The organism is Chryseobacterium arachidis (assembly GCF_900129245.1).
Lineage (GTDB): Bacteria > Bacteroidota > Bacteroidia > Flavobacteriales > Weeksellaceae > Chryseobacterium > Chryseobacterium arachidis.
In genome coordinates this window covers 17606-32775 of the sequence record NZ_FQUT01000004.1, presented here as the reverse complement: position 1 = coordinate 32775, position 15170 = coordinate 17606, and the positions used below count along the sequence as shown (strand labels likewise).

Sequence of the window (15170 nt, the reverse complement as noted above, 5' to 3'; positions counted from 1 at the left end):
TTCAATTATAAACAAAAAACTCTCGAATGCAAATTCAAGAGTTTTTGTTTATAGCTTGGTTTTAAATTTTGTCATTTTGTAGAAATCTACAAACTTAAAATTACACCATTTTCTTTCAACTGTTGTATCGGTTTCGAAAACCAGAATAATTCGAAATCTTCAAGACTTTCTTCAAAATTATCCTTCAATTGTTGGAGTGTTATTTTTTTAGATTGATCCAAAGCATTTTCCTTAAACGTTTTCATCAGCCATTCTGCGTGTTCCTGTTCCAAATCAATGCTTAGAATGTTCGTTTTTAAATGTACTGTAATTTTCGTGTACGGGTAAATATATTTCTTTTTTGTTTTTATGCGATTCTCAGCGATTACGTTTTTCGTTAAAAAAATGACCTTAGAATTACCTTTAAATTTAAAATCTTCATCCTCTAGCAAACAGTCATGGATATAATCCGGATGAATGGTTGTTCTCGGAATTTTAAAATCAAACCATTCCTGAAGTCGAAGTTCAAAATTAATTCCGTGCATATAATTGAACAAAGATTTCTTTAAACCAAAACTAAATTTCCCATGATCGATTCCGGTTTTGTCTATAAAATCAATATCGTTATTGGCAAACAATATTTCCTGTTTAATCGGAGTTACCCCAAATTCTTCCGGATTGATTCCAACAGGCGAGTGGGCAGTCATGGCAAACTGATGCCAGAATGCGCTTTGCAGAATTCCCATTTCGAATAACTGACGAACCATCTCCAAAGAATCAACAGTTTCCTGAATCGTTTGAGTGGGATAGCCATACATCAGATAAGCATGGATCATGATTCCGGCTTCTGTAAAATTCCTTGTCACTTTAGCAACCTGTTCTACAGAAATCCCTTTATCAATTAATTTTAACAAACGATCACTCGCTACTTCCAATCCTCCGGAAACAGCAACACAGCCCGAAAGCTTTAATAAAAAACATAAATCTTTGGTAAAGCTTTTTTCAAAACGAATATTTGTCCACCAGGTTACGACAAGGTTTCTTCGTAGAATTTCCAAAGCAACTTCTCTCATCAAAGCAGGTGGAGCAGCTTCATCCACAAAATGAAAACCTGTTTCTCCGGTCGTACGGATCAATTCTTCCATTCTATCCACCAGAATTTTGGCTGAAATGGGTTCGTAGATTTTAATATAATCTAAAGAAATATCACAAAAAGTACATTTTCCCCAATAACAGCCGTGCGCCATAGTGAGTTTATTCCATCTTCCGTCGCTCCATAAACTGTGCATCGGATTGGCAATTTCTATTACCGAAATATATTTATCTAATTGTAAATCAGTATAATCGGGTGTCCCAATTTCCGATTGTTTATAATCATGTTTTTTAGAATTGTTTTTATATGTAACTTCCTCATTTTCAATTAAAAAAGTCCTTTTAAACTGAGATTCTTCGCTTCGCTCAGAACGACAAACATTTTCATAGAGCAATTCAAGAGGTACTTCACCATCATCTAAAGTAATGAAATCAAAGAATTCAAAAACGCGTTTGTCTTTAACTTCTCTTAATTCTGTATTTGGAAAACCACCGCCCATCGCAGTTTTAATGTGAGGGTAATTTTCTTTAATAAATTTTGCAGATCGGAAAGCAGAATATAAATTTCCGGGAAAAGGAATGGAAAAACAAACTAGTTTTGGCTGAACAACATTTAATTTTTCTTTTAAAATTTTTAATGTAAATTCATCAATAAAAGTGTGGCTCCCTGATATTTTTGAATATAATTCGTCGAAAGAATTGGCACTTTTCCCTAACCGTTCCGCATAGCGGCTGAATCCAAAATCGGAATCGACATTTTCGACAATATAATCGGATAAATCTTCCAGATATAAGGTTGCTAAATGCTTCGCCTTATCTTGTAAACCCATATTTCCGAAAGCAAATTCCATATCATCAAGCTGATTAAATCGGGAAGCTTCCGGTAAAAAGTTCATTGAACAGATCTGTCTTGCTAAAGTCGGAGTTTTTCCCTGAAGAAAAGAAATAACCTGATCGATCGTTTTGATATATTCGTTCCGGAGAGTAAAAATTCTCTGTGAATTTTCTGAAATATTCTGAATGTCAATGTTTTTACTGAAGATTTTCTGAATCCCTTCCTTTGAAAACAGTTCGAGAATTACTTCAATTCCCAAATCCATTTGAAAGCTTGAGATATTTTTGGTATTCAAAAATCCTTTGATATAAGCTGTAGCGGGATAGGGGGTATTCAGCTGGGTAAAGGGCGGAGTGATAAGAAGCAGATCTTTCAACGGTAAATTTTTTGCAAAGTTATTTTAAATATTTCAATTTTAAGAATGAGCGATTTTTTTGCTTCCTGCCAGCACGTTTAAAATGACTCCGAAAAGAATCAATATAATTCCCATTAATAGATTGAAAGTAAATTTTTCTTGAAAGATAAACACACTGATGATGACAGCAACTACAGGTTCTAAAGCTCCCAGAATTGCTGCCGGCGTTGAACCGATATTTTTAATGGCAAAAACGAGACATAATGTTGAAATTACAGTCGTTAAGAATGCAAAAACTGTAAAATTGAAAAAAACAGTCAATGAAGGAATAGCAAATGACTCTTTAGCTAAAAGTGCTTTTACCATAAAATATCCGGACGTAAAAAGCATAGAATAAAAAGACAGCTTAAAACCGGAAACTTTAATATCGGATTTGTTGACAATAACAATATAAAGCGCATAAAATAAGGAACTTAGCATGACAATTCCTAATCCTACATAATTAATTTCCAGACTTTTTCCTTTCAAACAAAGAACAATTACTCCTGTAAAAGCAAGAAGCAGAGAGGTAACCGAAATTTTATTCAATTTCTCTTTATAAAAGAAAAACATGATGAGTGCGACAATGACCGGATAAATGAAAAGCACGGTGGAAGCAATTCCTGCCGTAAGATAATCGTATCCTAAAAATAAAAATTCTGAGGAAAAAGCATAGCATAATCCGAGTGCAGCCAGAATTAATCCTTCTTTTTTATTGATAGAAATATTTTCCTTGGAATAAAGCAAATAACCTCCAATCATTAAAGCGGAAAATAAAAATCTATAGAATAATGTAATGTCTAGCGAAAAATGCGCATGCTTTACCGGCAATATAAAAATCGGAATCAAACCATAAGACACCGACGAAACTATTCCTAACGCATAACCCTTTAACTTCATTACTATTATTCTATAAAATTTGAAAAAATGTATAATAAAAAACCACTGATAGAGTCAGTGGTTTTAAAAATTTTTATGTGGAGATTAAATTTCTTTGAAACTTAAACCTTGCTCTGCCAACAATTTTTGTTCCTGCTCTTTATAGTAACCACTTACTAATTTATCATGAATCGCTTCAAATGCCGCAAGAGTTTCGTTAATTTCCGAATCCGTGTGAGACGCTGTAGGAATTAATCTTAATAAGATCATTCCTTTTGGAATCACTGGATACACTACTACTGATGTGAAAATTCCGTAAATTTCTCTTAAATCTTTTACCAAAAGTGTTGCTTCTACAGGGGTTCCCTGCATCATAACCGGAGTTACGCAAGTGTTTGTATCACCAATATTAAAGCCTCTTTCTCTAAGACCGTTCTGTAATTTATGAGTATTTTCCCAAAGTTTTGCTTTGATTTCAGGTCTTGTTCTCAACAATTCCAATCTTTTTAAACCTCCGATTACCATTGGCATTGTCAGAGATTTAGCAAAAATCTGAGATCTTAGGTTGAACTTCAGATATCTGATTACTTCTTTATCACCAGCGATAAATGCTCCGAAACCTGCCATAGATTTAGCAAAAGTTGAGAAATAAACATCAATCTGATCCTGGCAGCCCTGCTCTTCACCCGCTCCTGCTCCTGTTGCTCCAAGAGTTCCGAATCCGTGAGCATCATCTACCAAAAGTCTGAATTTATATTTTGATTTTAATTCGCAGATTTCTTTGATCTTACCTTGCTGCCCTCTCATTCCAAAAACCCCTTCAGTAATGACCAAAATTCCTCCGCCAGTTTCCTGAGCTACTTTTGTTGCTCTCTGAAGATTCTTTTCTAAGCTTTCAATATTGTTGTGCTTGTACGTAAATCTTTTACCAGCGTGAAGTCTTACTCCGTCAACGATACAAGCGTGAGAATCAACATCATAAACGATTACATCATTTCTTCCCACTAAAGCATCAATGGTAGAAACCATTCCCTGATAACCGAAATTTAATAAATATGCGGATTCTTTTTGCACAAAATCGGCGAGCTCTCTTTCTAATTGTAAGTGCTGCTCTGTTTCTCCTGACATCGCTCTTGCACCCATCGGATAAAACATTCCGAATTCTGCAGCAGCCTTTGCATCAGCCTCTAACACTTCCGGATGATTACACATTCCTAAATAATCATTAGCACTCCAGAAAATTACTTCTCTTCCCTGAAACTTCATTCTCGGTCCGATAGGTCCTTCTAATCTAGGGAAAATGAAATACCCTTCACCATAATCTGCAAATTGTCCAAGAGGTCCTGGATTTTCTTTTATTCTGTCAAAAATATCCAACATTTTATTAATATTTTAAGTAAAAAAGCCTTTTGTGGTTACAAAAAGGCTTGATTTGTATAAATTTATTTCTTTTTATTTGATGAATTCTGTCTTGAAAACTTCATCATAGTTGTGTACACAATTGTTTACAAAGCCTTGTTCAGCCATCCATTTGTCACTGTACACTTTGGTAATATATCTTGATCCGTGGTCTGGATAGATTAAAACCACCATATCATTTTCAGAAAACTCGTTAGTCTGAGCATACTGAATCAGTGCCTGTGTAACAGCTCCGGTTGTGTAACCTCCCATAATTGCTTCTTTTAAAGCAATTTCACGGGTTCTGTAGGCAGACATTTCATCATTCACTCTTACAAATTCATCTACTTTATCAAAAAGCAGGGCAGATGGGATCAGATTTTTTCCCATTCCTTCAATCTGATAAGGGTGAACATCTTCCTTATGAATTTCTCCGGTTTCATGATAGCTTTTTAAAATAGATCCATCCGCATCAACACCGATAATCTTGATATTCGGATTTTTTTCCTTTAAAAATTTTGCTGAACCTGATAAAGTTCCGCCGGTTCCTGTGCATGCAAAAAGGTGGGTTACTTTCCCTTGTGTCTGCTCCCAGATTTCAGGTCCTGTAGTCTGGTAGTGCGCATCAATATTCAATTCATTGAAATACTGATTGATATAAACTGAATTTGGAGTTTCAGAAGCAATTCTTTTTGCTACTTCATAATATGATCTTGGATCGTCAGCAGGCACATTCGCAGGGCAAATATATACAGTAGCACCCAAAGCTTTAAGGTAGGCTATTTTTTCAGGCTTGGTTTTATCGCTTACGGCAAGGATACATTTATACCCTTTAATAATGCAAACCATTGCAATTGAAAATCCTGTATTTCCCGATGTAGTTTCTACAACTACCGAATCTTCTTTTAATAAACCTTTTTTCTCAGCGTTTTCTATAATATGAAGTGCGATTCTGTCTTTAGTGGAATGTCCAGGATTATATGATTCTAACTTGGCATAAACGGTTGCAGGAATATCTTTCGTCACAGTGTTAAGCTTCACCATAGGAGTATTTCCTATTAGGCCAAGTATATTATCGTAAACATTACTCATTAGTTGTTATTTTTCAATAAAAATCTGTCGGCAAAAATACAAAAAAATAAATTTATTTTCTAAACTTTTGTTTGATTTCTAACCTCTAAAATAGATAAAATTTTATTTATCATTACTATCCAATCTCGAAAGTTTTCAAAAAGTGAGCCAAATTCTTTAAATTTTGTTAAAAACAATAGATAGTGAGCGAAAAACCTTATTTTCGCATAATTGATTTAATACTATGAAAAATTGGACTTTTAGGCAATGGAACACCCTTCTCGGATGGGTGGTTTTCGTCATTGCATTTTTCACGTACTTGTCCACCATAGAACCCAATTTCAGTTTTTGGGATTGTGGAGAGTACATTTCTTCTGCGGTAAAACTTGAAGTAACGCATGCTCCCGGAGCAGCCTTATTTCAGATTGTGGGTGCTGTGGCAGCCATTTTTGCTTTAGGAAACGGAGAAAACTATTCTATTGTGATCAATGCGATGTCGGCATTGTTCAGTGCATTTACAATTCTGTTTTTGTTCTGGACGATCACTCATTTTGTAAGAAGACTTCTGAACAAAGATTTTGATGAAGTTACAAAGCACCAGGAAATTTCTATCCTTTTTGCAGGAATTGTAGGAGCATTGTGTTTTACATTTTCGGATACGTTTTGGTTTTCGGCAGTTGAAGGGGAAGTATATTCGATGGCATCTATGTTCATCGCTCTTTTAGTCTGGTTGATCACCAAATGGGAAAACGAATATAAGGCAGCAGACAGTGAGAGATGGATTATTCTTATTTTCTTTATTTTAGGACTTTCTGTAGGGGTGCACATGATGTGTATGCTGGCTATTCCTGCGGTTTGTTTTGTATATTATGCAAGAAACTACACATTTACCTGGAAAAATTTCATTTGGGCAAATATCATTACTTTGGTTATTTTAGCGATCGTATTTAAAGGAATTTTCCCTTTAATTATGACGATGTTTGGCAAACTGGAAATTTTCTTTGTAAACGGATTAGGGTTGCCTTTCCATTCGGGAACAATTGTAGCGTTCATTTTAATGGTTGCAATCTGTTATTTCCTGATTTCTTACGCAAGAAAGATGAAGAAAAATGTGTATCAGACAATTGCTCTTTCAGTTGTTTTCATGATGATCGGATTTTCTTGCTGGATGGTAATTCCTATCAGAGCGAATGCTAATCCTCCAATGAACCTTAATGATCCGGACAATGCTATCGGGATGCTGGATTATTATAACAGAGAACAATACGGTGATTGGCCTACCATTTACGGTCAGAATTATACTGCTTTCTTAGATGCTAACGGAATTGAGAAAAATGAAGACGGAAGTTTCAAAACTCAGAAAACGGGAGAAATCTACGAAAAGGATGAGAAAACAGGAACATACAGAAAAACAGGAGACCGTTTTAATTATGTTTTCAATAAAGCACATGTAGGTTTTATGCCTAGAATGTTTAATGAGGATAAGGATGTAATGGCGAATTACATTTCAATGTACGGAGCACCGGATTTTACATTTAATTATGGAAATGAAGACGTTGCAGACAGCCCCGAAGCAAAGCAGATCTTTGATGAATTAAGACAGAAATACGAAAACAAGTCGATTACAGCGGCAGATTATTTAAAGGTTAAGCCTTATAATTTAATTAATGTTCAGAAGCCATCTCTGGCTCAGAATCTTGATTATTTCATTACGTTTCAGAACGGATATTATTTTGTGAGATATTTAATGTGGAACTTTGTAGGTCGCCAGAATGACCTTGAAGGAAACATGGAAAGCACAAGAGGTAACTGGATCTCCGGAATTTCTTTTATTGATAATGCATTATGGGGAAATCAGGATAAAATGCCTTCGAAATTTAAGAATGAAAGTACTGTAAAATTCTTCTTTTTACCTTTAATTTTAGGATTGATCGGATTCTTTTTTCAGCTGAACAAAGATTTCGGAAGGTTCTATGCAATGCTTTCAATCTTTGTATTAACAAGCGTTGGGATTATTTTTTACACAGGAGTAAAACCTTTTGAACCAAGAGAAAGGGATTATGCAATGGTTGGATCCTTCTATGTTTTTGCTATCTGGATCGGATTGGGAGCAGGAGCAATTCTCTGGTTCTTACAGTCTAAAATAAAATCGAATGCAGCGAATATTGTTGCAGGTGTTGTTTTATTGGGTGTTCCTTTCATGATGGGCTTCCAGAATTATAACGTACACAACAGACACGATAGATATACTTCTTATGATTATGGTTATTCTGTACTAAAATCGTTACCTAAAAATGATATTATGTTCGTTTATGGTGACAATGACACCTATCCTGTTTGGGCGATTCAGGAAACTGAAAACTTCAGAGATGATGTAAAAGTGGTTAACTTTACCTTGGCTTCAACACCTTGGAATATCGATCAGATCAAAAGAAGAACTTACAACGCAGCACCGATTCCGGGAGTTTTAACGCACGACGATTACAGAGATGGGGTAAATGACCAAATCTATATGATGAAAAAAGACGACTGGCAAGGGCTTTTCTCTATGTTGAAAGAACAGGGAGCGCCACCAACGGAGTTTGCAGAATTCAGAAAATATCTTACTCAGGATTCGATGACGATGAAAGAAGCAATCAGCTTCCTGAAGTATACTTCTCCTGCGAAAAATGAACTTCTTAAAATGTATTTTGGTGAAGAAAAGTATGAAAAATACAATATTTTGCCAGTAAACAAGTTCATTTTACCTGTCAATAAAGCCAATGCCGTGAAGGCTGGAATTATCAGCCAGGGAGATCTTCCGAATACTGTTAATCAGATCATGGTAACGTACAAAGGAAATACATTGTATAAAAACAACCTGATTTTATTGGATGTTTTAGCCAACTTCGACTGGAAAAGACCTATTAACTTCTCTTCAGGTGGAATTTATGACAGTGAAAACATTTTCTATCTTGATGAATACCTTCAGTTTGACGGATTCAGCTACAGACTGATCCCGATTCACACACCACAGACTACGAATGGTGATATGGGAAGAGTGGATGCCAATTCTTTATATAATATTGTTAAAAACTACAGATGGGGTAATTTCAAAGATTTAAATACTCACTTCGATGAAACGGCAACTTCAAACATTATGAGCTACAGAGCAGCAGCGAGCAGAGCAGCAGCAGCCTTGGCAACAATGGGACAGAAAGGAAAAGCATTGGAATTATTAGATTTAGCTTCAAAAGAAATTCCTGCAGAGAAATATAATGATCCTCGTTCATTAAGTTCAATGGTATACGGGTACATTGTTTCAGGGCAAGAAGGAAAAGGATTAAAATTGGCAGAAGTTCTTAAAAAAGGAATCTTCGATGAGTATGATTATTATATGAGTCTGAGCAAAACAGATCAGGGATACTTAAGAAGACAGATCAGAACCAAGCCGATGGAATATTCTTTAGTAGTTTCAGCAGTTACAGATGCTTACACAAAAATCGGAAAGAAAGATAAAGCTTACGATTATCTGGTAAAATCAATAGAGCCGATCGACAAGAAATTCAATACTTTCGTTGAAAACCTTAAAGAAATGGGCAAAGAAAAAGCAATGAATGAATCGGAAGAAGTGCAGAAAATAACACCATTCTACCAGTATTTATTCGATGTGATGGAACCTTTTGATTCTACTTATTCGAAAGAAAAAGAAAATCAGATCACCAATTCGATTATTAAAGCAACGCAATAATAACAAAATTTAAAACGGGACTTCGGTTCCGTTTTTTTTATGTATTGGGATTCAAAAATTTTAAGATTATATTTGCCTTATTATTGAAGCACAATGGCAGAAACGAAAAATAAAAAAATCCCGATTTATGCTGTAATCTTTACAGTCGTTTTTAAACTTTTATTTTTATTGACACATTACATTCAGGAAGATGCATTTATCACCTGGAGGGTCGCCCAGAATCTTTTGGATTATGGAGTAATCGGGTTCAACGGAAATACGAAGATTTCTGCATCTACCACCCATTTGTACGTTCTTGTATCTTATCTGTTTAATGCAGTTTTCGGAAAAGAAAATTTTATCGAGCCGCTTCTTATTTTTAATTCCATCCTTTTTACAATGGGAAGCTTATTGCTTTCACATTTGGTGTTGAAAAATGTCTGGCATAAAGCTATTTTCATCTTTTTAATCGGAATTTTACCTCCCGCAATAAAAATTTCCATCCTCGGAATGGAATATGGAATTCTTTTCTGTTTAGAAATGGCGTTGCTGTATTATGGTTTTCATAAAGGTAAAAAATGGGCTTTTATCGTTCTTCCGATTTTAATCTTATTTACGAGAATTGATACCGTTATTTTCTTAGGAATCGTATTTTTAGTAGACATTTTTTGGATTAAAAAAATCAGATGGACTTATATTCTTGGAGGAATTTTGGGAGTTTCAACAGCTTTAACTTTCAATTGGTTTTACTTTGGGGAAATTGTTAACAATACAATTGTCGCAAAGAAATTAGCCTATGACAGGCATTTTACTTTTGAGCAGAATTTAGACTATTTCAGACTGAATTTCGGGAACTTCTGGGGAATGCTGAAGCTTCCCGGAGATTTCAATCCATTGACGATTCTATTGCTGATTTTCGAATTATTATGCTTCATTTATTTAGTAAGACAAAGAGAAAAAAGAAATTATTTCCTTTGGATGATCTTCATTTTCGGATGGGTAAAGCAATTGATTTTTTTGTCACAGAAGAGCCTTTTCGATTGGTATTACTGGGTTCCGCAGATCTTACTTTTTGTTCCTGTTCTGATTTTTGTTTTGGAACAGAAAGTAAAAAGAAACCTTTGGTTGGCTTTATTAATTGTAGTTTATATTATTCCAATGCTGGCTTTCCAAACGATTCATTCCATCGCAACAGGAAACGGAGAATGGAATTATAGAAGAACAATCGGAACATTTTTAAATCAATATGAAAAGGATAAAAATCAATGGATTTTCCTTGAACCGGCCGGCTACGTTCCTTATTTTTCTGGTTTAAAAACGATTGATGAAGTAGGTTTGGTTGATAAAAAAGTTCAGGAAGAAATCAAAAAAGATAAGCCGAATTTCTGGATTAATACCATAAAGAACAGAAAACCGAAATACCTTCTTTCTTACGACGATTTGTTTATCTCCAAAGATGCAGAATATCTGAAAGCTCATTACAAATTAATCAAAGAATTCCGAGTGAAAGACCACTTGAAAAGTGATAATAAAATTTTAGAGAAAATCTACATTTTAAAACCTTCGGGAACGGATTATAACTTGTACGAAAAAATTGATTAATTGACAGGAAGATGGAAGCAGGATGCTTGAAGTTTAGACTCAATACACACTAAAACCCTAAAACTCTAACACACTAAAAAAATGAAATACTGTGCATTTCTCCGCGGCGTCAACGTAAAAGGAACCAACATGAAAATGGCGGAAGTCTGTCAGGTTTTCAAAGATGCGGGAATGAGCGAGGTGGTTTCAATTTTGGCTTCAGGAAATATTGTTTTTTCATCCGATAAAAAAGCCGATGATTTAAAGCAAATCCTTGAAAAAGCAATGTCCAAGTATTTTTCTTACGAAGCATTTTTGTTCATCAAATCTCAGGAAGAAATAGAAAATTTCTGGAACGGAAATCCTTTTAAAAAAAATGATGAACTTCATTCATATACTTTCGTTGGAAATGATGGTATTGAAAAAGTTTTGATGCAGGAATTTGAAAATGCTTCAAAAGCAGAAAATGAAGATGCTAAAATTATTAATGGCATTTTTTATTGGCAAGTCCCGAAAGGCAATACTTTAGATTCTACATTCGGTAAGATTTTAGGCAAGAAAAGTCTAAAAGATCAGTTTACGAGTAGAAATATTAATACTTTTGAGAAGATTTTAAAGAAGTTTTAATTTAAAATTCTCTCGCAGATTGCGCATATTTTTTTGAAATCATTTGTAATTAATTTTTACGCAAACTTCTGCGCAATCTGCCAAATCTGCGAGAATAAAAAAGAATCATCGTAAAAACTCCAAAAGACCAAAACTATTGCAATCATAGTCTGTTAAAGCCCTCAAATAATTTCCGATTCCCGAACTTTATCATTATTTTTACTGAACTTTTTAATTAAAATAAAAATGATTCAGTATTTAGATAATATTCATCACAAAGATTCCAAAAACTTTTTCCTTATTGCTGGCCCTTGTATTATTGAAGGCGAAGATATGGCGTTGAAAATTGCTGAAAAAGTTATGGAATTAACCAATAAATATAATATTCCTTACATTTTCAAAGGCAGCTTCAAAAAAGCCAACAGAAGCAGGGTAGATTCGTTTACGACGATCGGTGAAGAAAAATCTTTGGAAATCCTTAAAAAAGTAGGAGAAACTTTCAATATCCCTACAACAACCGATATTCATGAGAACGAACATGCTGCGTTGGCGGCTCAATATGTAGATGTTTTGCAGATTCCTGCATTTTTGGTACGTCAGACAGATCTTTTGGTGGCTGCCGCAAAAACAGGCAAATGTGTAACATTGAAAAAAGGACAGTTCCTTTCTCCGGAATCGATGAAGTTTGCAGTGCAAAAGATTACAGATTCTGAAAATCAAAAAGTTGCGATTATAGAAAGAGGAAATTCTTTCGGATATACAGATTTAATTGTTGACTACAGAGGAATTCCTACCATGAGAAACTACGCGCCTGTTATTCTGGATGTTACGCATTCTCTACAGCAGCCCAACCAAAGCTCGGGAGTTACCGGCGGAAGACCGGATCTGATCGAAACGGTTGCCAAAGCAGGAATTGCTGTCGGTGCAGACGGAATTTTCATCGAAACCCATCCGACTCCGGAAACAGCTTTATCCGATGGTGCTAATATGTTGAGACTGGATCTGTTGGAAGATCTTTTACAGAAATTAACCAGAGTGAGAGAAGCAATCTTATAATTTGATCTTTTTTAATTTTTATTTTCATTCGGAGCAATTTGATTACATCGAAAAGCAGTTTTAATTTTCTATGTAGCTTTTTCCCGCTTTCCATTACAATCTTTTTTGCAAAAAAGGATTTTCATTGCAACCGGGGCTAGGGTGATAGTCGGTATTTCAGGAGCAGGATTCATAAAATCTTCAAAAAATACGAATAGCAACAAATGTTAAATAAAGTTTAAATAAGTTAAAATAAAATGTATATATTCACGTTTGAAATTTTAAAACATTTCTTTTGAAAAAACTAGTTTTACCATTGAGCCTTATGGTTCCTGCATTAGTATTCTCTCAGGTAAAAAAGAAGAAGGATACGGTGAAAACCTCTACGATTGAAGAAGTCGTTTTCCAGAAAAAAGTAACAGGGAAAACCAATGATATTACCGCTGTAAAAATTTCTGCAAAAGATGCTCAGAATGTAGCGAGCATTTCCGGAGGTATTGAAGGAATTCTTAAAACCCTGCCTTCCGTAAACTCAAATACAGAGCTTTCTTCACAATATATGGTTCGTGGTGGAAACTATGACGAAAACCTTATCTACATCAACGATATTGAAATCTACAGGCCTTTCCTGATCAGGAATTCTCAACAGGAAGGCCTAAGTATCATTAATCCGGATATGGTTTCAACCGTGAATTTCTCTGCAGGAGGATTTGAGCCAAGATACGGCGACAAAATGTCATCTGCTTTAAATATCTATTACCGCGAACCTCAGAAATTTGAAGTTTCAGGAGAAGCAAGTTTAATCGGAGGAAGATTAACCACTGGTTTTGGAGCAGGAAAAGACAGCGATGGAAACAAAAAATTCACCGCTTTATTTTCCGGAAGATACAGAAATACCAACCTTGTTCTTAATACTCTAAAGGAAGATACAGATTTTAATCCGAAATACATGGATTTCCAGACGTATCTTAATTATCATTTTAGTTCCAAATTCTCGATGTCATTCATCGGATATTACTCAAAGAATGATTATGAGATGATTCCAAGAACGAGAGAAATTGATTTCGGAACTCTTAATCAGCCGCTTAAACTCAATGTATATTATGGCGGCCGTGAAGATGATAAGTATAAGAATATGATGGGAACCTATTCCATCAACTATAAGCCGTCGGACAAGTGGAGATTCACTTTGGATGCTTTTGCTTATCAGAACCGTGAAAGAGAATATTATTCCATTGCTTCTGCGTATATTTTACAGACTTTTGATCCGATTACCGGAGAACCTGTTACTTCATACGATACTGGTGGGCAAATCGAACACGCCCGTAACGATCTGTTTGTCAGAACCTATGGAACTCAGTTCAGAACACGTTTTTCACCTAATGTAAATACGGATATCGAAGTAGGTTTTAAATACGAAAAAGAAAATCTGAAAGACCTTACAAATGAATGGAAATTGGTAGATTCTGCAGGCTACAGCACACCTATTCCTACACTTTTGGATCCCAGAAATCCACCTGATCTGGACTTGTATTATAATATTGCAGGTAAAAACCATATTCAGCCGACAAGATTTTCGGCGTATGCACAATATTCCCAAAAGTTTTTGTGGGGAAGCAATAAAGTATTTGTCAATGCCGGAGCAAGAGTGGCACACTGGAGCTTTAACAATGAAACTATTTTTTCTCCAAGAGCCCAGTTTGCGATAAAACCGGATTGGGATACTGATATGTTGTTCAGGCTTTCGGGAGGTATTTATTATCAGGCGCCTTTCTATAAAGAAATCAAAGATTTAGATGGTAATTTTAATTCGAATATCAAGTCTCAGCGATCAATTCAGGCTATTTTAGCGAATGATTATGAATTCCAGATGTATGACAGACCTTTCAAATTAACTACGGAATTGTATTACAAAAAAATGGATGATCTGATTCCTTATTTTATGGATAACGTAAGGATTCGCTATTCCGGTAAAAATAATGCTTCAGGGTATGCTTACGGAATTGATACACGATTATTCGGAGAATTCGTGCCGGGTATTGATTCCTGGTTGTCTGCGAGTTATGCAAGAGCTTATGAAAACATCGATGGAAGAGGAGATATTCCAAGACCGACAGATCAAAGGTTAAGATTTGCGATGTTCTATCAGGATTATATGCCGAGATTCCCTAAAATGCGTGTAAACCTTACTCTGGTATATGCTATGGGATTACCAACAGGATCACCTATTGTATTGGACGAAAACAGAAATATTGATTATTTAGCAGGCTATTCCTATCAAAAAACTTTACCTTCTTATAAAAGAGTGGACTTAGGGCTTTCTTATGCCTTTATAGATCCTAAAGAAAAAAGCAAAGCGTACGGTTTCTGGGAAAATTTTGATGAATTAACATTAGGTGTTCAGGTTTTCAATGCTTTTAATATCAGAAATACGGTTGCTAATCAGTGGATTACAGATGCGAATACCAATTTGATGTATCCGGTTCCTGTACGTTTAACAGGGCGTTTCTTTAATGTAAAGCTTGAATTTAAAATTAAATAAAAGTAGGTTGCAGGTAGCAGATGAAAGATTATAGTTGAAAATACTCTCA

9 protein-coding genes are annotated in these 15170 nt (G+C 35.1%); 5 read left to right on the top strand and 4 right to left on the bottom strand.

The window, feature by feature from the left end; all coding sequences use genetic code 11:
* Positions 1–86 precede the first annotated feature (86 nt).
* The 4 genes from BUA89_RS08710 to BUA89_RS08695 all read right to left on the bottom strand — a co-directional run bounded on the left by BUA89_RS08710 (position 87) and on the right by BUA89_RS08695 (position 5669).
* Positions 87–2282, bottom strand: a complete 2196-nt coding sequence (locus tag BUA89_RS08710; RefSeq protein WP_072955885.1) for a B12-binding domain-containing radical SAM protein — start codon at positions 2280–2282, stop codon at positions 87–89.
* A gap of 39 nt (positions 2283–2321) precedes the next feature.
* Positions 2322–3200, bottom strand: coding sequence for a DMT family transporter (locus BUA89_RS08705; RefSeq protein ID WP_072955881.1), 879 nt, complete (start codon positions 3198–3200; stop codon positions 2322–2324).
* Between the two features lie 84 nt (positions 3201–3284).
* Positions 3285–4556, bottom strand: coding sequence for an aminotransferase class I/II-fold pyridoxal phosphate-dependent enzyme (locus BUA89_RS08700; protein ID WP_178362454.1), 1272 nt, complete (start codon positions 4554–4556; stop codon positions 3285–3287).
* A 75-nt stretch (positions 4557–4631) separates the two neighbouring features.
* Positions 4632–5669 (bottom strand): PLP-dependent cysteine synthase family protein, encoded by a 1038-nt coding sequence (locus BUA89_RS08695; protein WP_072955875.1) that lies wholly within the window; start codon positions 5667–5669, stop codon positions 4632–4634.
* Between the two features lie 223 nt (positions 5670–5892).
* On the opposite strand from BUA89_RS08695, the gene BUA89_RS08690 reads away from it, so the two are divergent.
* The 5 genes from BUA89_RS08690 (at position 5893) to BUA89_RS08670 (ending at position 15121) form a co-directional block, all read left to right on the top strand.
* Entirely contained in the window at positions 5893–9378 is a 3486-nt protein-coding gene (locus tag BUA89_RS08690; protein ID WP_072955872.1) for a glycosyltransferase family 117 protein, read from the top strand.
* A 93-nt stretch (positions 9379–9471) separates the two neighbouring features.
* Positions 9472–10959 (top strand): hypothetical protein, encoded by a 1488-nt coding sequence (locus BUA89_RS08685; RefSeq protein ID WP_072955869.1) that lies wholly within the window; start codon positions 9472–9474, stop codon positions 10957–10959.
* 81 nt (positions 10960–11040) lie between these two features.
* Positions 11041–11565 (top strand): DUF1697 domain-containing protein, encoded by a 525-nt coding sequence (locus tag BUA89_RS08680; protein WP_072955866.1) that lies wholly within the window; start codon positions 11041–11043, stop codon positions 11563–11565.
* A gap of 225 nt (positions 11566–11790) precedes the next feature.
* Entirely contained in the window at positions 11791–12600 is an 810-nt protein-coding gene (gene kdsA / locus BUA89_RS08675; protein ID WP_072955859.1) for a 3-deoxy-8-phosphooctulonate synthase, read from the top strand.
* A 274-nt stretch (positions 12601–12874) separates the two neighbouring features.
* A complete protein-coding gene (locus BUA89_RS08670; RefSeq protein WP_072955856.1) occupies positions 12875–15121 on the top strand; it encodes a TonB-dependent receptor plug domain-containing protein in 2247 nt (748 codons plus the stop codon).
* Positions 15122–15170: the final 49 nt, after the last annotated feature.